Raw genomic sequence first — 21,196 nt, 5'->3', positions numbered from 1 at the left:
AGACCCCATGAGCCAAACGAACCATCCCTATGCGCTCCTCTGGAGCCAAAGCCAATGCGCCATGCACATCGAACCCGTCATGGACATGCTGACCGAGAACCGCCGGGCCTGCGCGGAAAACCGCCGCATGGACTACGTGCCCATCGCCATCGGGACGCGCGAGGAGTGCGATGCCGCCGCGAGCCGGCTGCGGCCCGTCCTCTGCGAGCGCCGCAGCGGCGCGAAGCGCGCGGACATATGCCAGGAGCCCGCATGACACCCGATAAGCAAAAGCAAAAGCTCGCCGGCCAGACGGCCATCGCGCAGAAGGTGTTCCAGGCCGTGCCCATCGCCGAGGCCTGGACCGTCGCCCAGATCTCGCAGTCTCTGCACCGCACGACCGGCGCCCGCCTGGACCGCCACACGCTGCAAGGCTGCCTTCGCGCCCTGGCCGACTCCGACCTCATCCGCTCCACGGAGCACGGATCGCTGCACCAGCGCGTCGCTGTTTCCGCCGCTCAATCCACCCCGCCCAAGACCAAGGAATCGACCGTGACCCAGCCCGCCAAGCCCGCCACCCCACAACAAGCCGCGCCCGCGTCGGCCATCGACGTGCTGGGCTGCTTGGCCCAGAAGATGCGCGCCCTGGCGGATGAAGTGGACGCCGCGGCGCTGGCCCTGGAGGAAGAGCAAAGCCGCACCACGGGCGAGGCCGCGAAGCTGAAGCAGCTCAAGGCCCTGCTGAAGGAAATCGCATGACCACCTGCAGCACCTGCGTGCACTGGCAACGCAAAGAGACAGACCCAGGCATGCGCCGTCTCGGATTCGCCCAGTGCATGAAGCGCACCAAGGGCCACACGTACAGCGCAACAGCGCCGGCCTGTGACCAGCACAAGGCAGTAACTCAAGAGCAGGCCACCAAGCGGGCCGAGTGGATCAACAAAGGAGTGGGGCAATGAGCAAGACAGAAGCGAAATCGAGCATGCAACTGCCAGAGCCGGACGCATTCATGGATGTTGAGGATCAGCACCTCATGGGGACATCGGGCGAATGGTGCGTGAGCGGCCGCCGTTGCGACGACGAGGATCTCGCGCTCTTCAGCCAGAAGACTGTTGAGGAACTGCTTCAAAAGCAGCGTCAAGACATCGCCAGTGCACTGGCCGAGTACGACAAATTGCGCGACGCGATGAGCGCGCAGTCGGGTTGCAGGGATGGTGGCTGCCTGGTGAAGCGCCCGCAGGGCATGCACACGAACGGCGGCTGCAAATGCCACCGTGACCAGATTGTTTCCCAGCGAATGATGTACGCCGGCCAGCGCCTGGCTGATGTCGTCCGCGCTTTCGTGCAGGAGGCAGCATGAGCAAGACAGAGACACAGAGCGAGGCGCTGAGGCTGGCCCTTCTGCTGCGCATGCAGCGCGATTCGGCCTCTGGCGTTATCACGCACAACGCGGCATCGCGTGCAGCTGCAGAACTGGAATGGCTGGACGCAGAGAACAAGGCCCTGCGCGGCCTGGCAGCCACCTGCTACGCAGGCCTGGGCGCCGAATGCAACCTCCCCGAGAACTGGCTGGATGCGCTGAATGCTGCAGCCAATGGCCAGGCATTCGACACCGAGGGCCTGCTGCCGTTTTCAGCAACCGAGGCTCGCGACGAGACCATCCGGCAGCTGGAGGCGCAGGTCAAGGGTGCGGCACTGTCCGAGCGTGAGCGCATCTGCGCAGCCATCAAGGCCGAGGACGACTACTGCGTCACCCAAGGCGACTACATGCTGGATTCCGACGACTGCATCAAGGTGGCACGCGGTGAATGGGAGCGGCCCGTCTATGAGGTCGAGGCCGCAGCCAAGACAGGAGACGCAGCATGACCGAGCGCGAAATGCTGGAGGCGGCGGCTCGGGCCATGGGACTGCAACAGACCGGGTGGCTTGATGGGCATGAGCCAATGCAAGCCGTTCTGGTTGCCGATGGGGACTATCAGCGGCTGTGGAATCCGCTCAATGACGGAGCGCAGGCTCTTGACCTGGCCGCCGCCCTGCGCATCAGCGTGGAGCACAACCACCCGGCCGACAACCATCCGTGGGTCTGCGCCAGCGTTGATGGGTACGTTGGGCGGGGGCAGCAGTTTGTCGAAGACGTCCCCGACGAATCCCAGCGCGCGGACCGCATGCGCCTGGCCATCCTGCGCTGTGCTGCGGCTCAAGCGCCGAAGGAGCAAGCATGAAAACGCTCTTCATCAACGCCCTCATCGGCATGGCATCTGCGTTTGTGGCCGTGGCATTTGCAACGTGGTCCATTGACCCGTCCGGCTGGGAGCGGATTGACCGGCAGATGTTCCTGTTCATCGCCGCCATCGTGGCATGGCTGCGTTATGCGTGCGGCCTGATAAGGAGGCAAGCATGACCCCGACCGGAATTGAAGCCAAGGTCTGCGAAGACATCGCGCGCCGCCAGCAGTTCGGCCTGCACAAGTACGGTACCACGGTGGCCGAGAACCCCCTGGAACTGCGCCAGTGGCTCCAGCACGCCTACGAAGAGGCCCTAGACCAAGCGATCTACCTGCGCCGCGCCATGGCCGAGCTCGACGCCATCACGGGCCATGACGAGCTGGCCGACATGGTGCGGGCGGGGAAGGGGGCTCAGGCATGAGCACGACCCCCGCACACGTGGTCATCCAGTTCTGGGTGGTCTCGGCCCTCTACGCGAGCGAATGCCACTGGCTGTCATGGCTCTATCGGCGTGACTCGACCCTGGGGCGCGTCCGGCGCTATGCCAACGCTGCCCGGGCGCGCGCTGTCGTGGTCTATGACCGCGTGTTGAATCAGGAGGACCTCATTGACTGACCGCACCCCCATCGATCCCCAGGTGGCCGTGGACTACATGCTCCAGACCGCGCCCCGCTACGCCGCTGCGAAAGCAAAGCGCGTGCAGCTGGAGGAGTTCCGCAAGAGCAAGAAGGCCATCCTGATGCAGCAGTCCGAAGGGAAGACCGTGGCGGACCGCGAGGCCTCTGCATACGCCCACCCGGAGTACATCGAGCTGCTGAATGGCCTGGAAGCTGCCGTGGAGGCCGAAGAACTCTTCCGCTGGAAGATGAAGGCGGCAGAGCTGCAGGTGGAGATTTGGCGCAGCCAGGAGGCAAGTAGCCGCGCAGAGGGGAGGGTGGTTCGATGAAAGCCGACCAACTGGCAGAGATCATTCTTCGCGCATCGACCCGCAACTTGGATGATGAAGTTCGGATCGTCGTTCACAACCCGGGGAAGGTTGGGCCGCGTTCTTCTGTCCCCCTTCAGGTGGCTGGATACGGGATGGATTGGGAGCGCGGCACGTTCGAGTTGATCCCGGCCATGCCTCTGACTCGCCTGACACCAGAGGATGTGGCCGCGATCCACAAGAGCGTCAGCGCAGGCTCATCCTGGCATGCATACCAGGCGCACAAGAAGCTGCACGAGCGCATTCAGCAGCTTGAGGCCGAGATTGCGGCACTGAAGGGAGGCCAATGACCTTCCGTCGCACACGCTGCGCCCACTGTCGCGCCAAGCTGGACCCCGGCCAGCGCATCCACCCACATTGCATTGCCGGTTACGCCGAAGCCGAGGGCGCCAAGGCAGAGCGCAAGCGACAGAAGCAGGCGAGAGCTGCAGCCAGGGTAGAGAAGGCAGAGACACGTCGGCGCAAGGAGGCCACCAAGCCGCGCGCCAAGTGGCTGTCCGAGTGCCAGGACATCATCAACAAGATCGTCCGTCTGCGCGACAAGCACTTGGGCTGCTGCTCATGTGACCGCGGCCCCGAATGGGATGGCCAGTGGCACGCATCGCACCTGCGTTCCGTGGGCGCCGCGTCAGCAGTCCGGTTCAACCTCTGGAACATCCACAAGGGCTGCTCCATCTGCAACAACCACCTGAGCGGCAACCTGGCCGAGTACCTGCCGCGCATCCGTGCCCGCATCGGCGACGACAAGGTGGACTGGCTCTACACCCAGAACCAGGTCGTGACCCACGACGTGGAATACCTCAAGAAGTTCAAGCGAGTGATGGGCAAGCGCCTGCGCCGCATGGAAAAACGCTGCAACTGAAGAAAGAGAGCCACGCATGAAGCGAGACCTGAACCTGACCGTGCCCGTGGAGTTGCGACAGGCCGAGGAGTTACTGGAGCGGTACGGCCGCTGGGCGCAGGACCGATACAAAAAGCAGCGGTGCGCCAGCGCCGAAGGCAAGTACGTGCCGCCGCCGCTGCCCATGAAGGACCGAGAGGAACCCATGGAGCCTTTCATGCCGGACTGGAGCGCCATGCAGGTCCAACGCGCGCTGCAGGTCGTGCCCATGCAGTTCCGCCGCATCCTGCTGGCCCTGTACATCCCTCAGAAGGAGCATCCCAATGCCGCGCGCCGGCGCATGAACGCCACCAATCAGCAATGGCACCAGGGCCGGATCAATGGCCTTCGCTCTTTCTGGTCGTCATATTCGCGCCGGGACTTGCGAAACTTGACACGGGATGCAATAATCGCGACCAATTACCGCGACACTGAGTCGTGCGCCCCGGTTACCTGAAGGTAGCCGGAGGCGTGAGAAACACAAAAGCCCGCATGGTTCGCGCCCTGCGGGCTTTTCCATTTGCGCCCGAACCAGCCGGGACGCGCGCTGCGGGATTGGCGCGCGGGAATGTCTCGCCACAAGCTGCGGAGCTGGTCAGCGAACGGCATCCCCCCAGCGCCCCAGCAGGCGTAAGTCCGATGGGGTGACTATCAACACGGCCTCGCTGACGCGGGGCCTTTTCGTTTCCGCCACCGCTCGGGCGCGCCCAACACGCCTCACTCGCCAGGGACGCCTTGCCCGCAGCGGTGGCCCCCATCACCAAGGGGTGAGTACTTCGCCAGTCCTCACAACCACGAATGAGCCATCGGCGCTCCGGTTTAACTTGTTGCGGTTCATGTCTTCGTAATACGCAAGACCCGACTGCACAGTGCGGCCATTAAGGGAGTCCGACACGATGAACTCCTGGTACTTGATGACCTGCAGCTTACTGCCGTGAGCATCCTTCACGTAAATGCGCTCAATTTCCTTGGGTGCCATTGATAGTTCCTTATTGAAATTACTTACAGATATTCCCATGAAGCTAACTCCGAAACAAGAGCGCTTTGTGGCCGAGTACCTGGTAGACCTGAATGCGACTCAGGCCGCGATCAGGTCTGGCTACAGCGCAAAGACGGCCCCCGAACAGGCAAGCCGACTGTTAAGCAATGTCAAGGTATCAGAAGCGGTCCAGGCAGCCATGCAGGCCCGTTCGCAGCGCACCGAGATCACGCAGGACATGGTGCTGCGCGAGTTGGCAAAGATCGGCTTCAGCGACATCCGCAAGGTGGTGCGCTGGGGTACGACGGAGCTGCGCACGACCGAAGGCAAGGACGGCGAGGCCGTGACGGAGCCCTATCACGGCCTGCGCTTGGTGGCGGCCGATGAGATCGATGACGACACCGCTGCCGCGATAGCCGAGGTGAGCGAGGGCCGCGACGGGCTTAAGGTCAAGTTCCACGACAAGAAGGGCGCCCTCGTGGACATCGGCCGGCACTTGGGTATGTTCAAGGACCGCGTGGAGCACAGCGGACCGGATGGCGGCCCCATCCCAACGACGCCGACCGTGATCGAACTGGTGGCTCCGAATGTCCAAGGCAAGGATTGAACTGCCGCCCAAGCTGATCCCGGTGTTCAGTGGTGAGGCGCGATACCGGTGCGCGCACGGTGGCCGGGGATCTGCAAAGACCCGCAGCTTCGCGATGATGACGGCGGTCCGCGCGTACATGTTCGCCGAGGCCGGCGTGTCTGGGGTGATCCTTGGCGCGCGGGAATACATGAACAGCCTGAGCGAGTCCTCGATGGAGGAGATCAAGCAGGCCATTCGCTCGGTGCCTTGGCTTGATGCCTACTTCGAGATCGGTGAGCAGTACATCCGCACGAAGAATCGCCGCGTCTCCTACGTGTTCGCCGGCCTGCGCCACAACCTGGACAGCATCAAGTCCAAGGCGCGCATCCTGATCGCCTGGGTGGACGAGGCCGAAAGCGTCAGCGAGGTGGCTTGGCAGAAGCTGGCCCCCACGGTGCGCGAGCAGGGCTCCGAGATCTGGGTGACATGGAACCCGGAGAAGGACGGCAGCCCCACGGACAAGCGATTTCGCAAGGAGCCGCCACCGAATTCGAAGGTTGTCGAGTTGAATTACTCGGACAACCCCTGGTTTCCCGAGGTGCTCGACCAAGAGCGCCAGGCCGACCGCGACCGGCTGGACGACCAGACCTACGCCTGGGTATGGGATGGCGCGTACCGCGAGAACAGCGATGCGCAGATCCTGTCTGGCAAGTACCGCGTGGCCGAGTTCGAGCCTCAGCCGGGCTGGGATGGACCGTACTTCGGCCTGGACTGGGGATTCTCGCAAGACCCGACCGCCGGCGTGAAGTGCTGGGTCGGGGATGGCCGGCTCTGGATCGAATACGAGGCCGGCAAGGTCGGCCTGGAGAACGACGACATCGCCGACTACGTGATCCAGCGGCTGCCGGGCATCGAGCAGCACACGGTGCGCGCCGACTCCGCGCGCCCCGAGACGATCAGCCACGTCAAGAGCAAGGGCCGCGACGGCAAGCGCCAGTGCCTGCCCAAGCTCGAAGCCGTGGAGAAGTGGAAGGGCAGCGTAGAGGACGGCATCGCCCACCTGCGCGGCTACAAGGAAATCGTCATCCATGAGCGCTGCACTCAGGTGCTGCGCGAGGCCCGGCTCTACAGCTACAAGGTGGACCGCAAGAGCGGCGACGTGCTCACGGACATCGTGGACGCGAACAACCACTACATCGACGCATTGCGTTATGCGCTTGGCCCGCTGATCAAGCGCGCTGGGTATTCCTGGAGAGGCTTCTGATGGGCATCATCAAAAATTTCGCTGATGGGCTCGTCAACATCGTGGCGAACCTGGGCACCGGCCGCGACAAGGCGGCGCACAACCAGTACGTGGACACGCTGCTGGCCGGCCCGGCTCTGCTGGCCGCGTACCGCAACTCCTGGCTGGCCCGGGCCATCATCGACTACCCAGCCGAGGATTCAACCCGGAAGTGGCGCCAGTGGCGCGCCGAGTCCGAGCAGATCACCAAGATCGAGCGGCTGGAGAAGGCGCTGCACCTCAAGCGCCGCGTGCAGGACGCCGTGACGGCCGCGCGGCTGTACGGCGGGTCGGCGATCTACCTGAACACCAAGACGGCGAAGCAAGAGCTTCCGCTGCAGGTGGGTAAGGAGGAGATCCGGTCCCTGGTGGTGCTGACCCGGAACAACCTGACCCCTGACCAGGTGGTGCGCGACATCGACAACCCGTACTACGGGCGGCCGGAGTTCTACACCCTGGCCACGGGCGACAACGCCGGGCAGGTGCGCATCCACGCCAGCCGCTTGGTGATCTTCCAAGGCGCCACGGTGCCTAGCGATCCCAGCACGGCCATCGTGCAGCAGGGCTGGGGCGACAGCGTGCTGCAGTCCACGATGGACGCTGTCCAGCAGATGGACGGCACCATGGCCAACATGGCCTCGCTGGTCTTCGAGGCGAAGGTGGACGTGTTGAAGTTCAAGGGCTTCGCCGACCTGCTGGCCGACGAGGGCAATGACGCCCAGGTCACGCGCCGGCTAAGCACGCAGGCGGCCATGAAGGGCATCAACGGCGCCCTGGTCATCGACGCCGAGGACGACTACGAGCAGAAGAGCGCCAACTTCGCCGGCCTGCCGGACGTGGTGGCCAAGTTCATGGACGCCGTGGCGGGCGCCTCGCGCATCCCGGTCACGCGCCTGTACGGCCGAGCAGCTGTGGGGCTGTCGGGCTCTGGCGATGGCGACGAGCGCGTGTACTTCGACCGCATCGGGCACATCCAGGCCACGGAGATCCAGCCGGCCATGGAGCTGCTGGACGAGTGCCTGATCTGGCAGGCCCTGGGCGCGCGTCCCGAGGAGATCTATTTCGAGTGGCGCCCCTTGCGGCAGCTGACCGAGACGGAGCGGGCCGACATCTTCAGCAAGACCGCATCGGCCGCGCGCGCCTTGGCCGGCAATAACGAGGGCGCGCTGATTCCCATGGATGCCCTGTCCGACTCCCTGGTGAACGAGTTCACTGAGCAGGGGATGCTGCCCGGCCTGGAGCAGGCCATCGAGAAATACGGCAGCTTGGGAGAGCAGGGACTGCCGGCCGAGAGCGGCCAAGAGGAGCCGCTGCCGAGCACTGGAGAGGAGCAACCATGAACGTGAAATTCGCTGACCGCGTGGCCGTGGGCGAGCTGAAGGAAACCCGCGAGGGCTACCTGGTAGCCACGGCCCGTGTGGCGCGCACCGGCGTGCAGCTGTACTACGCGAGCGAGCTGGGCGACGTGGCGCGGGATGCCGGCTTCAAGCCTGGCGACGTGGTGCGGGTCTATCGGCATGCCGACGAGGTGTTCGCCAAGGACTCGCTGGCCAGCATCACACGCCTGCCCGTGACGGTTGACCACCCGGCCGAGGAGGTCACCGCAGCGAACTGGCAGCAGCTGGCCGTGGGGGAGGTGGGCGACGCCTACGCGACCGAGCCGGAATGGATCGTGGTCAATCCCATGATCAAGGACGCCGGGGCGACAAAGGCCGCGCGCACGACCCATCAGGAAATCTCGATGGGCTACAGCGCCGCGATCGTGCCGGCCCGCGATGGCCTGGAGGCCGACTTCGAGCAGCGCGGCATTCGCTACAACCACCTCGCCCTGGTGCCCAAGGGCCGCGCCGGCGAGATGGCGCGCATCGGCGATTCCTGGGGCGCGAGCCCTGTCCAAGATTTTCAACCGGGCATTTCGCCCAAATCCAAAGGAGGGCTTATGCCTGACATGAAGACGGTGGTGCTGGGCGACAAGGCCGTCCAAGTTGCCGACACCGATGTTGCTCTGATCGAGCAGTACAAGACCGACATGGCGCGCAAGCTGGCCGATGCCGAGACCGCCAAGAAGAAGTCCGACGAAGAGAAGGACGAGGAAATCGGCAAGCTCAAGGCCGAAGTCAAGAAGGCCAAGGACGCCGCTGTCATCGACGTGGACAAGCTGGTGGCCGACCGCACCGAGCTGGTGGGCCTGGTCAAGACCATGGACGCCAGCATCGACCCCAAGGGCAAGTCCGACGCCGAGCTGCGCAAGGCTGCCGTGCTGGCCAAGCTGGGCGACTCCATCGTCAAGGACGCCAGCGATGCCGAGATCACCGGCATGTTCAAGGCCCTGGCCAATGATGCCGCCACCATGAACCCCGTGGCCACCGCGCTGCGCCAGGGCGTGGTCAACGTGGGCGACGCCCAGACCCAGGCCGACAAGGCCCTGGCCACGGCCAACGCGGACCTCAACGCCTGGCGCACCAAGCAGTAAAGGAGGGCACACACCATGCCTATTCAGTTCAAGAAAAACCTCGTCGCCTTCGCCGTTGGCCGCCGCGTCAACATGGAAGAGTGGAACACCTTCACCCGCACCAAGGAAGGCTCTGGCACGCTGGGCTTCGGCGTCCCGGTCAAGCCCGGCACTGGCGCACACACCTGCGTCCAGATCACGGCCACCACCGGCGAGAACGTGCTGGGCATCACCGAGGCCTCGCAGGTCCTGCCGCGCCCCGGTGACGGCTACGCGCAGTACGACAACGTCGGCATCTGCGAATCCGGCGTCATTGGCGTGCTGCTGGGCGCCAACGTGACCAAGGGCCAGGCGGCCCGCTGGAACACGGCCGCCAACAACTGGACCGGCGCTGCCCAGTCCGCCACCGTGGTGACCATCCCCGGCGCGCAATTCGAAGAGGACGGCGTCAGCGGCGCGGTCGGCGTCGTGCGCTACCGCCGCCCCGTCCCCTCGCTTTCTGTTTCGGGAGCCTAAAAAATGCACCAATTCACTGACCAACAAGCACTCGCGTTCGTCACCGGCCAGGCCTACCAGGTCAACCAGCGCGTGTACGAGGCGCGCCATCCTGATTGGGACTTCGGCCGCCTGATCTTCGTGGACAGCTCGGCGCCCGAGTGGTCCCCGGGCATCCTGACCTACACGTCCGACAGCACCGGCCGCGCCAACTGGCAGTCCGGTTACGCCAAGGACATCCCCCTGGCCGATGTCAACCAGGACATGCAGACTAAAACCTTCCAGCTGGCGGCCATCGGCTACCAGTGGAATCTGGAAGAGGTCAACACGACCATGGCTTTCCCTGGTGCAAGCCTGTCGGATCGCCGCGCGCGCGCCGCTCGCCTGGCGTACATGAAGTTCATGTTCGACCTGACCCTCAAGGGATCCCCCGAAAAGGGCATGGGCGGCCTGATCAACTACAACGGCGTGGTCGTGGCGAATGCGCCTGCTGACGGCACTGGCGGCTCCACGCTGTGGGTGAATGCGGCCGGCGTGGGCCAGAAGACCCCGGCCCAGATCGTGCGCGACATCAACATCGCGCTGCAGGGCATCTCGCTGGCCACGTTCGAGACCGAGCTGGCCGACACCATCCTGCTGCCCGTGGAGGCCTTCAACTACATCGCCGCGACGCCTTACAGCGCCACGACGATGGAGACCATCCTGTCGTTCGTGATGCGCACGAACCTCTACACCATGCAGACCGGTCGCCCCCTGACCATCCGCACGGTGCGCGAGCTGGGCACGGGCGCCGCCAACGGCACCACGGGCCGCATGGTGGCCTACAAGAACGACGGCGAGTACGTGAAGCTGCACCTGCCCATGCCGCACCGCTTCCTGCCGGTGTACCAGGACGGCCCGCTGAACTACGCGGTGCCAGGCATCTTCCGCACCGGTGGCGTCGAGCTGCTGACCACGGTGGCCATGCGCTACATCGACCAGATCAGCGAACCGCCCACCCCCTGACGGGCCTGGGTTGAGGGCTACGGCCCTTGACCCGGCATACCCAGCCCATTGCCCAGCAGTGGGCTTTTCTATGCCTGGAGCGACCATGAAAAAGATCACGAACCTGACCAACAGCCCCTTTGACCTGCAGGGTGTCGATGGACTGGTACGCCTGCCGGCCTTTGACAGCGTCAAGGGCGAGTTCTCTGGCGAGTACCTGGACCTGCTGGAGGCCAGCATGGCCGTGAGCGTGGAGGATACCGACGCAGAGCCTGAAGGCCAAGCGGCAGAGCAAGGCGTGTCCGAACCGAAGGCCAAGCGCGCGAAGAAGGCGGCCTGACCATGGCGGCATACGGAACCGATGAAGGCCTGCAGGCCTGGCTGACGGCCCAGGGCCTGACCTTGCCAGTGGGCGCCGTGCCCGCGACTCTGCGTGAGATCGGCAGCGCCTATGTGGATAGCGTTTACAGCCATGCACTTCAGTGCAGCAGGAAGACGAATGGATGGAATCAAGAGCTTGAATGGCCGCGTGCTGGACATCGCATAAAAGGCCAAGAGGTGCCCGACACGCTGATCCCGTTGGCCTGGGTAAATGCTTCTTATAGGGCAGCATGGCTAGAAGCAAATAACCCCGGATGGGCGACTGGCAGCAACGATCCAAACCGCGTCACCAAGCGCGAGAAGGTCGATTCCATTGAGCGCGAGTTTTTCTCGGCTGCTGATGCTGGTGGTTCGGCATCGGCTCCGGGGGCGGTTGCTGACGCCTTGATCAACGGAATGATCGCTCCTTGGCTCTGCTCGAAAGCTAGGCGCGCAGATGCGCTTTTCCGCGTCATTTAGCTGTTTATTTATCCAGCGTTGGCCCCTAAAATAGTCGAGCCGCCAAGGTGCGCTAACACCAAGGCGGCTCTAACCAAACCATCATTTTTAGAGGAAATGAAAGCATGGCTGCGCGCATTTTACCGACGCCCGAGCAACTGCGAGAGCTGCTCCGCTACGAGCCCGACACCGGCAAGCTGTTCTGGAAGGAGCGGGGACTTGATTTTTCCCGATGCAAGAGCCAGCAGCAGCGCTGGAACACCCGGCATGCCGGGAAAGAGGCGCTAACTTCGATTAATAACAGCGGATACAGAAATGGCCATGTTCTGAACTCTGCAGTTTTGGCTCATCGAGTTATCTGGGCGATGGAAACCGGCAAATGGCCGGATGTTGATATCGACCACAAAAGTGGTGACAGGCTTGATAACCGATGGAGCAATCTAAGGCAGGCGACAAAGCTGCAGAACGCAAGAAACAAAGCAAAGACCAAGGGAACGACTTTCGGGTTAAAGGGCGTGGCAGCAGTGGCCGGGAGCCTCAGGTTTCAGGCCCGAATCAGCGTTCTTGGAAAGCTCCTCTATTTGGGTATCTTCGATACGGCAGAGGCTGCTCACGCCGCCTACTGTGAAGCCGCGAAGAAGTACCACGGCGAATTCGCAAGGACTGAATAAATGGCCGACTTCTACACCGAAATGGCCGCCATGACGCGCGGCCTGCTGGCACCGACCAGCCAAGGCGGCCTGGGCCAGGGCGAGATCGTGCTGACCCGCAAGACGCCTGGCACGCCCGGGCCGAATCCCTGGGACCCCGTGGAGCCCGTCACGCAGGCAGAGACGTTGCGCGGCGCGGTGCGCGGGGTGAGCCAGCGCCTGGTGGGTACGGAGATGGGCGGCACGGTGATCCTGGCGTCCGACCGCCAGGCCATCTGCGAGGTACCCCAGATGCAGTACCAGGCCGGCGACACGCTTACGGTGGACAGCGTGCCGGTCCACATCATTGCCTTCGAGCGCATCCCGGCTGCGGGCACCACTTCGGCGGTGAAGTTTACGATTCGAGGTTGACCATGGCCACGCGCCCCACGATGTCCCAGGCGCGCCTGTTCGCGCAGCTGATCGCCGAGCTGTCGCCCGAGGTCTGGCGCGCCTTCATGGCCAGCGTCACCGACCTGCAATCGCAGGTGGACTGGCCGACACTGCTGGACGCTCTGGAGCGCATGGACACGCCAGCGGCCATCGCGGCGCTGCACATCGACCCCGCAGCCTGGGCTGTCTACAGCGCCAAGGTGAGCGAGGTCTACGCGAAAGCTGCGGCATCCACGATCGCGCAGATCCAGGCCCAGGGCATTGGCGGCATCGGCGTGCGGTTTCGCATGACCGACCCGAGCGCTCAGGAGTGGATCCGCGAGAACGTGGCCAACCGCGTCGTGGGCTTCAGCAATGAGCAGGTGCAAGTTGCGCGCAAGGTCATCGAGGCCGGATACGCGCAAGGTCAGGGACCGCGCAACATCGCTGTGGACCTGGTTGGCCGGGCCACGGGCGGCACGGCTCGTGAAGGCGGTGTGCTGGGCCTCGACGGTCCGCGCGCCGCGCGCCTGCAGGCTGTGACGCAGGGCATGCGCACGGCAGAAGGCGTCCGAGACCTGGTGATCGAGCATGCGGACGGCACGGTGTCGGTTCGGTACAAGGTCAATGAGGCGACAGCGAAGCGCATCCTGAAGGCTCACAAGGCTGGCACTGCAGTGCCAGATGCGGAGCGCGCGATCAGCGAGCGGCAATATCGGAATGCCTTGCTAAAGGACCGCGCCGACACCGTGGCAGCTACGGAGACCGCCAACGCAGTGATGGGTGGGCGCATGGAGCAGTGGAGGCAGCTGGTCGATTCAGGCGTTGTCGATCCCGCGAACGTGATCAAAACCTGGCAGCACAGGCGCGGCGCTTCGCTCTACCACCGGCCCGACCATCTGGCGAAGTCGGGGAAGTCTGTGCGCGGCCTGTTTACTCCCTTCGTTTTCCCCGATGGCGCGCAGCTGCTGCACAGCCATGACCCGAAGGGTGGGGCGAAGCACAACATCAGATGCGGATGCGACACGACGTTCCGCCTGGATCACACAGTAGGGCTTGAGTAATGGGTGCTTTCGCAGATCAGCTGACCGATTGGGCGAAGAAGACCGAAGCCCGCACCACAGCCGTCTACCGGCGCAGTGTGGAGCTCCTGGCCGACGAGATGAGGACCACGGATGAGCAGGGAGGCCGCGTCCCGTTCCAGGACGGCGAACTCGCGCGCTCGCTCCAAGCATCGACTCAGGCCATGCCGACGACAGCGCCAGGACCATTCCCGGGAAACGATGTCGGCGCGGTAGTGGCGACCCTGAAGCTCGGTCAGCCCATCTGGCTGGGTTACCAGGCGGTCTATGCCCGCCGGCAGAACTATGGGTTCGTCGGCGCCGACAAGCTGGGCCGCGTGTTCAACCAGCAGGGCAGCTATTTCGTGGAAGGCGCCATCGAGAAGTGGCCGCAGATCGTGGCCCAGGCCGCCAAAGAGATCCAGGGTGCCGTGGAGGGCCGTCAATGAGCGCAGGTATTGAGACATCCATCTGGCTGGCCCTGAAGTCGCGCATCGACACGCTGCCGCTGGCGTACCCCAGGGCCTGGCCCGGGCAGACGTTCCAGGTGCCCAGCTCTGGAGGACTGCCGCAGCCATACCTGCGTGTCGGCCGCGTCAGCGCTGACCCCGTGCGCTTGTTCCTGGGTGACGGGGAGCCGCACCGGCGCACGGGCTCGCTGATGGTCACTCTGGTGCACCCGCTGGGCCAGGCCGTGGCGGTCTACGACCAGATCGCCGCCGGCATCGCCGCGCACTTCGTGGACGGCACCGAAATGGCCTACGGAGACCTGGTGATCACGGTCCGCGACTACCCGCACGTCCAGGAAGGCTACGAGGACACCGGCTACTGGTCGGTTCCGGTCCGCATCCCCTGGCGCTGCTACGCATGAAGAGTTGAGCCACCTCCGGGTGGCTTTTTCACGCCCGATGAGGGCAGACACCGCCCGCACCTCGCGGGCTTTTTCTTTGAAAGGCCCTCTATGGCATCCGTACCACTGCCCAATGGCGCGCAGGTCGCCCTGGCAACCACGCTCGCAGCTGCGATCACCATCTCGGACATCTCCAACGCCAATCCGGCCGTGGCGACTGCTACCGGCCATACGCTGGTGGCTGGAGACATCATCCTGCTGAACAACGGCTGGCCCCGCACCGACAACAGCGTGCGCCGCGTTGCCAGCCCCACCACCGACGAGTTCGCCATCGAGGGCCTGAACAGCACGAACCTGGACCGCTTTCCGGACGGCGGCGCCGGCACTGCGCGCGCGATCACGGCCTGGACACAGCTCCCCAAGATCCCCACCTTCGAGCTGACCGGCGGCGACCCCAAGAACGGCACCACCAGCTACATCGACTACGAGAAGGACTACGACTACTTCACGGGCACCAACCCCGAGCGTCTGAACTTCACCATCTCGTATCAGCCCGGCACGGCCGCGTATGACGCGCTGGTCGCGGCCAACGACAGCGGCGTGCTCCAGGTGATCCGCCTGGTGCTCAAGGATGGCTCCACGCTGTTCTACCCGGGCCAGCTGTTCTTCAACAAAGCGCCCGTGACCGTCAAGGACCAGGAGATGGTCAACAACGTGTCCCTGGCCCTGCAGGGCGAGATCACGCGCTACGCCAAGCTGCCCTGATCCACCGCACCGACCGGCCATAGCCGGCTGCGCATTTCCGCCCGCCTGTCCACTGCCTTTTAGCGAGGGCAGGGCAGCGGGCTTTTTCGTCTCCCCTCGCTAAGGAATCTGTCATGGCAAAAATCAAGTCTCTCGTCGGCGCGCCCCCCGAATTCCACCTTCCCATTGCGCTGAAGGATCTGGACGGCTCGGATGCCGAGGTCATCTTCAAGTGCGTGGGCCGCACGCTGCGCGACTGGCACCCGCTGGCCATCAAGCGCATCACCGATGACGCGAACGCGATGCTCGAAGTCGAGGAAGCGCGCGAGGTCCTGGAGGCCAAGAGCGATGAGCCGGCCGCCGCCGCGCCGAAGCGCAAGACCAAGGCCAAGCGCTTCGAGGTCAGCGACGAGGATCTGCAGCAGTCCATCGACAAGGGCCTGGTGCAGACGACCGAGATCATCCGCGAGGTGGCCACCGGCTGGGATCTGGACGACGAATTCACCGACGCCAACATCGCCCTGCTGTGCTCGCGCTTCCCTGGTGTGCACCAGAAGCTCTGGCAGGCCTACGATGCCCGCATCCGAGGCGACCGCCTGGGAAACTGATGGCCGTGGCGCGCGCGATCTACAAGCGCGCGCCATCGGCACAGGAACTGGCTGCCATCGGCCTGCGGCCAGAGGACTACGCGGACGACGAGGCTGCAGTTGAGGTCTGGCCCGAGAACCTGGCGGCCTATGACCTCTGGGTCGAGGTGGGCGATCAGTGGCGCATGGGGCCAGGTGGACCGGTAGCCATCGACCTGATCCCCGTCTTCCACGAACTCGACCGCATGGGCCTGGACAAGGAGGCCTACGACGACATGGTCCTAGCCATCAAGACCATGGCCCGGGTCGCGCTGGAGGAGATCCATGGGGAGTGAGGGCGCCATTTGCTACGATGCACCGCAGGTCATCACTGGAGATGGTATGCGACTGCTTATGATCTCCGCGGCTTTTGCTGCGGCTGTATTGGCTTCATGCGGTGGATCGAAAGCGATATCTGAAAAGAGAGGCTTTGTATCGCATGGAATGCGCGATCCTGCATCCACGCAATTCCGCAACGAGAAATTGCGAGAATCCGGATGGTTGTGCGGAGAGGTTAACGCAAAAAATGCGTATGGCGCATACGTTGGTTTCAAGCGTTTTTTAGCAAAAGATGCCGCGAGCGTTTATGTTGAAGGTGCTGGCAAGGTAGGCGTCGGAGAATCTCAGCATCAGGAACTGATAAGAGATATTGAGCTTGAGACTCAGGCGATGAAAGAGTCTTATGAGCTTCGTCAGCAAGGAAAATTGACAATAGATTCATATGCTGACTGGGTAAAGCAGCGGGTTTTCGATATTCGATGGAAAGATATCTGCGCCTAATTTGATTTATAAAACATGCCACCTCAGGGTGGCTTTTTTTATGCCCGCACGGTTCGCGCCTTGCGGGCTTTTGCATTGGGGAAGCCATGGCGAATGAAGTTGCAAGCCTGGGCGTGAAGGTCGATGCATCTGGCATCGAGAGCGGGACGAAAGCCCTTGATGCGCTCGCTCAGCAAGGCCCAAAGGTTGAGCAGGCGATGGCTGGCGTTGAGGGCGCTGCCGTCAAGACCGGGAAGTCCCTCAAGACGATGGGCGATGGATCTGCAAAAGGTCTGGACGAGATCGGCAGGAGCGCGCCGAGGGCAGCCGAGAGCCTTGGCCGTGTCGCCAAAAGTGCTGAAGATGCCACGCGTGCATTGGCAGGGATCAATGCGTCCGTGGCCAGCCTGGGCCAGGTCACTACTGTTGCCGGCCAGTCAGCACGTGGCATAGCTGGATTCAGTGCAAGCCTGCAGGCATCTCAAAAGAGTCTGACTGACATGCAGGCTCAAGTGCGCGCTACCTCTACTGTCGTGGCTCAGTTGAGCACCGCATTGACCGCCACTGTCCCGGCAGCCCAGGCAGCCGCAAAAGCCCAGGCAGACGCCGCGAAAAGCGCGGTAGACATGAGCGCTGCATTCAAGTCTGCCAGTGACCAGTTCCGCGCGTATTCGACGGTTGCCGTCAGTGCCTCGGATGCTGGGCAGAAGGCGGCAAAGTCCATGGATACGACCGCGACGGCCGCCCGTGCACTTACCTCAGCCATGGCTATGGTGGGCGTTGGCTTCGGCGCGCAAGAGCTGATCACCCTCGCAGACGGATATGGAAAGGTTACGGCCCAATTGCGCCTTGCTACCAACGGGGCAAGCGACTACGCGGCTGCAATGGAGTCTGTCCGCCGGATCTCTCGGAGCGCTCAGCAGGGCCTGGGGGAAGTGGGAACCCTTTACGCGCGGATCGCCAACGGTACTGCGGAACTCGGCATCAGCCAGCGCCGACTCTCTGAGATTACCGAGGTGGTTGCCCTGTCGCTGCGCGCGAGCAATGCCACCGCCTCCGAGGCTTCCTCGGCCATGCTGCAGCTTTCTCAGGCATTCGCTTCGGGCGTGCTGCGAGGCGAAGAGTTCAATGCGGTCAATGAGGCAGCGACTCGCCTTATGAAGGCTCTTGCCGACGGCATTGGCCAGCCGGTTGGCGCTCTACGCAAGATGGCGGAAGAGGGAAAGCTGACCGCCCAAGTGCTGGCCACTGCGCTGCCCAAGGCATTGGAGGAAGTCCGCATCGAGGCCGCCAAGATGCAGACCATCGGAGGCTCTTTCACCGTGCTCAAGAACTCCATGATGGAATTCTTCGGCACGACGGCGCAGTCGTCTGGAGCTGTCTCCGGCATCACAACGTCGGTAGAGCTGCTGGCCGACAATTTGAACCTGTTGACGGCTGCAGCTATTGGCTTTGGTGCGACGAAACTCTCCCAGTTCATGGTGACAGCCGGAGCGGCTGCAACCAAGAACGCGACCGATACGATTGCATATGTCGCAGCGCTGAACCAACAGCGCGCTGCAGCCATTGCAGCGGCAGAGGCTGAGGCTGCTGTGAGCGCTGCCCGTGTGGCAGGGCTGAGTGCTCTGCAGGCCAAGCTGGTCGCAGAGCGCCAGGCCGCGCTGACAGAGGCATCTGCTGCCACCAGTACAGCTGCCCGTACCCAGGCGCTTATGGCCGCCTCGGTTGCGGAGCTGAACCTAACGCGGACATCGGCTCAACTCACGACGGCTACCGTTGCCCAGACTGCCGCGCAGACAGCGCTCACGGCTGCAGTCACTGCGACAAGCACAGCTGCGACCGTTGCATCCAGGGCGTTGACGCTGGTTGGCGGCCCTATCGGGCTGATCACCACCGCCTTGGGCTTGGGGGTGACTGCCTGGGCGGCCTGGGGCAGCAGCGCGGAGAGTGCATCGGCCCAGGCAAAAAACGCCATCGTTTCCGGTCACCAAGACATCGTAAGTCGTCTTGATGAGCAGATTAGGAAACTGTCACAGCGCGCCGGGCTGCTGGCCATAGGCAACGTGGCTGCTGCGCGCGATGAAGATCCGGCAGCCCAAGAACTGGGGCGCCTGAATTCGCGCATTCAGGAAATGCGGGCGCAAGGCGCATCTCTCAGTGGACCCGACCAAATCGTATTGATCGAACTTCAGCGCCAGTATGAAAACCTGAACTCATCCTTGGAAAAGCGCAAGGGCCTGCAGGAGCAGATCAATGGCCTTGGTGTTCAAGACCGCTTGAACGCACTGGAGATGAAGAAAGGCGGTTTCTCGAAGGATTGGCTCGAAGAACTCAAGACTCGCCAAGATGCCCTGAAGGCTGGGATCATCACCGCCAAGGAGTATGCGGCCGCCGTCAATGAGATGAACAAGCGGCGTTACGAGTCCACGGCTGAAGGCAAGGAGGCTGCAAAGCTGGCTAGGGCTGGCAAGGCGGGAGCCGGGCGCATCGCCAAGGCGGACCTCTCCTCCGACCTAGCCGACATCCAGATCCAGTACCGCATGCTGACCACGGCCTCGGGCAATGCCGAGCGCCTGCTTGACGCGCAGCGGGCCGCCGGCCTGGTGAGCGAGCGCGAGTACTACGCCCAGAAGCGCAAGTTCGTGGAGGACAACGCCGCGCTGCAGATCCGCGAGTTGGAGGACGAGAACAAGCGGTATGCCCAGCAGGCCGCGACCGGCGCCGACAAGATCAACAACGAGAAGAAGATCGCCCAGAACACGGCGAAGATGGCCGAGATCCGCGCCAAGGCGGACACCGACATCAAGATCTCGACGTTGCAGCAGGAAGAGGCCAACCGCCAGTTGGAGGCCTCGTACAAGGCCTTGGAGCAGTCCATGGCCGGCTACCTGAAGACCAGCGCCGACCGCTACCAGCGAGAGCTGCAGGGCATGGGCCTGGGCAACCAGTGGCGTGACCAGAACGCGGCCGCGAACCAGATCAACGACCGCTACGAGAGCCAGCGCAACGACCTGCGGAACAACCGCGAGCGGCTGGAGCTGGAAAAGAAGTGGAACTCGGACCTGGAGGAGCAGTACCAGCGCCGCCTGGAGATCATCAACGATGCGAACCAGAAGGCTCTGGGCCTGGATGCCGACTACTGGCGCCGGCGGCTGCAGATGCAGCAGGACTGGACGGTGGGCGCGTCGGAGGCGCTGACCAACTACCTGAACGATGCCAACAACACGGCCGCGCTCACGGAGAAGGCCTTCACGAACGGAATCTCCGGGATGGAGGACGCGCTGGTGAGCTTCGTCACGACGGGGAAGCTCAGCTTCAGCCAACTGGCGAACAGCATCATTGCCGACATCACCCGGATCATCATCAAGCAGCAGCTAGCCGCGGCGATTGGTGGTGCTGGTGGCTCGAACTGGCTGGGCGGTCTGGTGGGTGGCCTGTTCGGCACCTCCGGCACGGCGGCCGTGGCCAACGTGTTGCCGGGGAACCCGCTCGACAACCTGCTGAACCTCACAGGCAACTTTGTGGCCAACGCAAAGGGTGGCGTCTACGACAGCCCCAGCCTGAGCATGTACAGCAACCAGGTGCACAGCACCCCGAAGGTCTTCGCCTTCGCGAAGGGCGCTGGTGTGTTCGCCGAGGCCGGGCCGGAGGCAATCATGCCGCTGACCCGGAACTCGGCCGGCGTGCTGGGCGTGCGCGCCATGCGCGATACGGCTGGCGGTGATGGCGCGGGCAACTCGCGCAGGGCAGCCGCGCCGATCAACATCAACATTCCAGTTGCAGGGCAAGTGGATCGTCGCACCAAAGATCAGTTGGCCTTCAGGGCCTCCCAAGAGCTGCGGCGCGTGCAGAGGTTTTCATGAGCTTCATCGACGTGCAGATCAACGCCAAGACGAACATCGGGTTCGCGGGCGGGCCGGAGTGGCGGACGCTGGTTGTGCAGATGGCCAGCGGCCGCAACCGCCGGCGCCAGGAGTGGTCCATGCCGCACCACAAGTACACGGCGGACTACACCACGCTGCGCCCGCAGGACCAGAACGACATCCTTGCCGCGTTCATCGCGGCCAAGGGGCAGATGCACACGTTCGCCATGCGGGACTGGAACGACTACCGCGCGCGCGGCGAGGTCATCGGCCAGGGCGACGGCACAACCACGCCGGTGCAACTGGTCAAGACCTACGCATTCGGTCCGGCCAGCTACGTGCGGCCCATCACGCTGCCCGTGGAGCGCTCCGTGCGCGTCTATCAGGGCGGCGTGCTGGTGGCCAGCACTGTGGACCGGCTGACCGGCCTGGTGACGCCAGACGCTCCGTGGGAGGACGGCGTGGAAATCACTGCGGACTTTGATTTCAACGTCCGCGTGCGCTTCGCCTCCGACTATTTCCCCTTCACGCGCGACTCGAATGTCTCGGCTCAGACCACGGTTGAGCTGGTAGAGGAATTCTGA

Annotated in this window: 33 protein-coding genes; 32 read left to right on the top strand and 1 reads right to left on the bottom strand. The window is 63.7% G+C overall.

What is annotated here, in order from left to right:
• The first annotated feature begins 7 nt into the window (after positions 1 to 7).
• The 13 genes from DACI_RS20670 to DACI_RS20610 are packed head-to-tail and all read left to right on the top strand — an operon-like array spanning position 8 to position 4,526.
• The gene (locus tag DACI_RS20670) at positions 8 to 256 is read left to right on the top strand and encodes a hypothetical protein (RefSeq protein ID WP_043782158.1); all 249 of its coding nucleotides are present in this window, start codon (positions 8 to 10) and stop codon (positions 254 to 256) included.
• Entirely contained in the window at positions 253 to 738 is a 486-nt protein-coding gene (locus tag DACI_RS20665; protein ID WP_012205060.1) for a hypothetical protein, read from the top strand. The genes DACI_RS20670 and DACI_RS20665 overlap by 4 nt, the downstream gene beginning before the upstream one ends.
• A complete protein-coding gene (locus DACI_RS20660) occupies positions 735 to 938 on the top strand; it encodes a hypothetical protein (RefSeq protein WP_043781698.1) in 204 nt (67 codons plus the stop codon). The genes DACI_RS20665 and DACI_RS20660 overlap by 4 nt, the downstream gene beginning before the upstream one ends.
• Positions 935 to 1,339 carry a hypothetical protein gene (locus tag DACI_RS20655; protein ID WP_043781700.1) on the top strand — a complete coding sequence of 135 codons (405 nt, stop codon included), beginning with the start codon at positions 935 to 937 and terminating at the stop codon, positions 1,337 to 1,339. Before DACI_RS20660 ends, DACI_RS20655 begins: the two co-directional genes overlap by 4 nt.
• Positions 1,336 to 1,845 carry a hypothetical protein gene (locus tag DACI_RS30830; RefSeq protein ID WP_012205929.1) on the top strand — a complete coding sequence of 170 codons (510 nt, stop codon included), beginning with the start codon at positions 1,336 to 1,338 and terminating at the stop codon, positions 1,843 to 1,845. Before DACI_RS20655 ends, DACI_RS30830 begins: the two co-directional genes overlap by 4 nt.
• A complete protein-coding gene (locus tag DACI_RS20645; protein ID WP_012205928.1) occupies positions 1,842 to 2,201 on the top strand; it encodes a hypothetical protein in 360 nt (119 codons plus the stop codon). Before DACI_RS30830 ends, DACI_RS20645 begins: the two co-directional genes overlap by 4 nt.
• Positions 2,198 to 2,380: a hypothetical protein gene (locus DACI_RS20640; protein ID WP_043782155.1), complete on the top strand. Its 183-nt coding sequence runs from the start codon at positions 2,198 to 2,200 to the stop codon at positions 2,378 to 2,380. The genes DACI_RS20645 and DACI_RS20640 overlap by 4 nt, the downstream gene beginning before the upstream one ends.
• Entirely contained in the window at positions 2,377 to 2,625 is a 249-nt protein-coding gene (locus tag DACI_RS20635; protein ID WP_012205927.1) for a hypothetical protein, read from the top strand. The genes DACI_RS20640 and DACI_RS20635 overlap by 4 nt, the downstream gene beginning before the upstream one ends.
• Positions 2,622 to 2,819, top strand: a complete 198-nt coding sequence (locus tag DACI_RS20630) for a hypothetical protein (protein ID WP_012205926.1) — start codon at positions 2,622 to 2,624, stop codon at positions 2,817 to 2,819. The genes DACI_RS20635 and DACI_RS20630 overlap by 4 nt, the downstream gene beginning before the upstream one ends.
• Positions 2,812 to 3,150, top strand: coding sequence for a hypothetical protein (locus DACI_RS20625; protein WP_012203862.1), 339 nt, complete (start codon positions 2,812 to 2,814; stop codon positions 3,148 to 3,150). Before DACI_RS20630 ends, DACI_RS20625 begins: the two co-directional genes overlap by 8 nt.
• Positions 3,147 to 3,479, top strand: coding sequence for a hypothetical protein (locus DACI_RS20620; RefSeq protein ID WP_012203863.1), 333 nt, complete (start codon positions 3,147 to 3,149; stop codon positions 3,477 to 3,479). Before DACI_RS20625 ends, DACI_RS20620 begins: the two co-directional genes overlap by 4 nt.
• A complete protein-coding gene (locus tag DACI_RS20615) occupies positions 3,476 to 4,051 on the top strand; it encodes a recombination protein NinG (protein ID WP_012205925.1) in 576 nt (191 codons plus the stop codon). Before DACI_RS20620 ends, DACI_RS20615 begins: the two co-directional genes overlap by 4 nt.
• A 16-nt stretch (positions 4,052 to 4,067) precedes the next feature.
• A complete protein-coding gene (locus DACI_RS20610) occupies positions 4,068 to 4,526 on the top strand; it encodes a hypothetical protein (RefSeq protein WP_012205924.1) in 459 nt (152 codons plus the stop codon).
• 300 nt (positions 4,527 to 4,826) lie between these two features.
• Here the strand turns inward: DACI_RS20610 and DACI_RS20605 are convergent, their stop codons facing one another.
• Positions 4,827 to 5,048: a hypothetical protein gene (locus tag DACI_RS20605; RefSeq protein WP_043782152.1), complete on the bottom strand. Its 222-nt coding sequence runs from the start codon at positions 5,046 to 5,048 to the stop codon at positions 4,827 to 4,829.
• Positions 5,049 to 5,085: 37 nt separating this feature from the next.
• On the opposite strand from DACI_RS20605, the gene DACI_RS20600 reads away from it, so the two are divergent.
• The 19 genes from DACI_RS20600 to DACI_RS20520 all read left to right on the top strand — a co-directional run bounded on the left by DACI_RS20600 (position 5,086) and on the right by DACI_RS20520 (position 21,196).
• The gene (locus DACI_RS20600) at positions 5,086 to 5,655 is read left to right on the top strand and encodes a terminase small subunit (RefSeq protein ID WP_043782149.1); all 570 of its coding nucleotides are present in this window, start codon (positions 5,086 to 5,088) and stop codon (positions 5,653 to 5,655) included.
• Positions 5,636 to 6,880, top strand: a complete 1,245-nt coding sequence (locus DACI_RS20595) for a PBSX family phage terminase large subunit (RefSeq protein ID WP_012205922.1) — start codon at positions 5,636 to 5,638, stop codon at positions 6,878 to 6,880. The genes DACI_RS20600 and DACI_RS20595 overlap by 20 nt, the downstream gene beginning before the upstream one ends.
• The gene (locus tag DACI_RS20590; protein WP_012205921.1) at positions 6,880 to 8,238 is read left to right on the top strand and encodes a phage portal protein; all 1,359 of its coding nucleotides are present in this window, start codon (positions 6,880 to 6,882) and stop codon (positions 8,236 to 8,238) included. The genes DACI_RS20595 and DACI_RS20590 overlap by 1 nt, the downstream gene beginning before the upstream one ends.
• Complete coding sequence (locus DACI_RS20585) at positions 8,235 to 9,371, top strand: DUF2213 domain-containing protein (protein WP_012205920.1); 1,137 nt, start codon at positions 8,235 to 8,237, stop codon at positions 9,369 to 9,371. The genes DACI_RS20590 and DACI_RS20585 overlap by 4 nt, the downstream gene beginning before the upstream one ends.
• A gap of 15 nt (positions 9,372 to 9,386) precedes the next feature.
• Positions 9,387 to 9,866: a structural cement protein Gp24 gene (locus tag DACI_RS20580; RefSeq protein WP_012205919.1), complete on the top strand. Its 480-nt coding sequence runs from the start codon at positions 9,387 to 9,389 to the stop codon at positions 9,864 to 9,866.
• A 3-nt stretch (positions 9,867 to 9,869) separates the two neighbouring features.
• A complete protein-coding gene (locus DACI_RS20575; RefSeq protein WP_012205918.1) occupies positions 9,870 to 10,850 on the top strand; it encodes a DUF2184 domain-containing protein in 981 nt (326 codons plus the stop codon).
• Positions 10,851 to 10,935: 85 nt separating this feature from the next.
• Positions 10,936 to 11,169 (top strand): hypothetical protein, encoded by a 234-nt coding sequence (locus tag DACI_RS20570; protein WP_012205917.1) that lies wholly within the window; start codon positions 10,936 to 10,938, stop codon positions 11,167 to 11,169.
• 2 nt (positions 11,170 to 11,171) lie between these two features.
• Complete coding sequence (locus tag DACI_RS32190) at positions 11,172 to 11,669, top strand: DnaT-like ssDNA-binding protein (protein WP_012205916.1); 498 nt, start codon at positions 11,172 to 11,174, stop codon at positions 11,667 to 11,669.
• Positions 11,670 to 11,773: 104 nt separating this feature from the next.
• A complete protein-coding gene (locus tag DACI_RS20565) occupies positions 11,774 to 12,319 on the top strand; it encodes an HNH endonuclease (protein ID WP_012205915.1) in 546 nt (181 codons plus the stop codon).
• Positions 12,320 to 12,709 (top strand): hypothetical protein, encoded by a 390-nt coding sequence (locus DACI_RS20560; protein WP_012205914.1) that lies wholly within the window; start codon positions 12,320 to 12,322, stop codon positions 12,707 to 12,709. It begins immediately after the preceding gene.
• 2 nt (positions 12,710 to 12,711) lie between these two features.
• Positions 12,712 to 13,773 (top strand): hypothetical protein, encoded by a 1,062-nt coding sequence (locus tag DACI_RS20555; RefSeq protein WP_012205913.1) that lies wholly within the window; start codon positions 12,712 to 12,714, stop codon positions 13,771 to 13,773.
• A complete protein-coding gene (locus DACI_RS20550) occupies positions 13,773 to 14,219 on the top strand; it encodes a hypothetical protein (protein WP_012205912.1) in 447 nt (148 codons plus the stop codon). Before DACI_RS20555 ends, DACI_RS20550 begins: the two co-directional genes overlap by 1 nt.
• Positions 14,216 to 14,641, top strand: a complete 426-nt coding sequence (locus DACI_RS20545) for a DUF4128 domain-containing protein (RefSeq protein WP_012205911.1) — start codon at positions 14,216 to 14,218, stop codon at positions 14,639 to 14,641. The genes DACI_RS20550 and DACI_RS20545 overlap by 4 nt, the downstream gene beginning before the upstream one ends.
• Positions 14,642 to 14,731: 90 nt before the next feature.
• Positions 14,732 to 15,385, top strand: coding sequence for a tail protein 3 (locus DACI_RS20540; protein WP_012205910.1), 654 nt, complete (start codon positions 14,732 to 14,734; stop codon positions 15,383 to 15,385).
• Positions 15,386 to 15,498: 113 nt separating this feature from the next.
• Positions 15,499 to 15,972 carry a phage tail assembly chaperone gene (locus DACI_RS30825; protein WP_012205909.1) on the top strand — a complete coding sequence of 158 codons (474 nt, stop codon included), beginning with the start codon at positions 15,499 to 15,501 and terminating at the stop codon, positions 15,970 to 15,972.
• Positions 15,972 to 16,286 (top strand): DUF1799 domain-containing protein, encoded by a 315-nt coding sequence (locus tag DACI_RS20530; RefSeq protein ID WP_012205908.1) that lies wholly within the window; start codon positions 15,972 to 15,974, stop codon positions 16,284 to 16,286. Before DACI_RS30825 ends, DACI_RS20530 begins: the two co-directional genes overlap by 1 nt.
• 46 nt (positions 16,287 to 16,332) lie before the next feature.
• Positions 16,333 to 16,770, top strand: coding sequence for a hypothetical protein (locus DACI_RS32185; RefSeq protein WP_157059689.1), 438 nt, complete (start codon positions 16,333 to 16,335; stop codon positions 16,768 to 16,770).
• An 86-nt stretch (positions 16,771 to 16,856) separates the two neighbouring features.
• The gene (locus DACI_RS20525) at positions 16,857 to 20,612 is read left to right on the top strand and encodes a phage tail tape measure protein (RefSeq protein ID WP_012205907.1); all 3,756 of its coding nucleotides are present in this window, start codon (positions 16,857 to 16,859) and stop codon (positions 20,610 to 20,612) included.
• On the top strand, positions 20,609 to 21,196 hold the full coding sequence (locus tag DACI_RS20520; RefSeq protein ID WP_012205906.1) for a DUF2460 domain-containing protein: 588 nt from the start codon (positions 20,609 to 20,611) through the stop codon (positions 21,194 to 21,196). The genes DACI_RS20525 and DACI_RS20520 overlap by 4 nt, the downstream gene beginning before the upstream one ends.

The sequence above is a fragment of the Delftia acidovorans SPH-1 genome (assembly GCF_000018665.1).
In the GTDB taxonomy this organism is placed as follows: domain Bacteria; phylum Pseudomonadota; class Gammaproteobacteria; order Burkholderiales; family Burkholderiaceae_C; genus Comamonas; species Comamonas acidovorans.
Note: the sequence above shows the minus strand (reverse complement) of the source record. Positions and strands in the feature narration are given on the sequence as shown.